This window comes from Staphylococcus gallinarum, assembly GCF_000875895.1.
GTDB lineage: Bacteria > Bacillota > Bacilli > Staphylococcales > Staphylococcaceae > Staphylococcus > Staphylococcus gallinarum.
Genome location: NZ_JXCF01000206.1, coordinates 1 through 241, shown reverse-complemented (window position 1 = coordinate 241; position 241 = coordinate 1). Strand labels below are relative to the sequence as shown.

Below are 241 nucleotides of genomic sequence, written 5' to 3'. Positions count from 1 at the left end.
CTTCAAGATATATATTTGGGTGAGCGACTTCTTAAACAAAATTAAGGAGTCGATTTTTTATGAGTAAAAAAGAACAAGAAATCTATTCAAAACAAGCTACATCAGGGGAAGTGCAAAATTACTCCTTAACCGGCTACTCTAATAGCCGGTTGGACGCACATACTGTGTGCATATCTGATCCAAAATTAAGTTTTGATGCAATGACGATCGTTGGAAATCTCAACCGAGACAACGCTCAAGC

At 37.8% G+C, this 241-nt stretch carries 1 pseudogene; it reads left to right on the top strand.

The annotated features are described in order from the left end of the window. Window positions 1-59: 59 nt before the first annotated feature. Window positions 60-241: pseudogene (locus SH09_RS14080) on the top strand (replication initiation factor domain-containing protein); the annotation flags it as partial.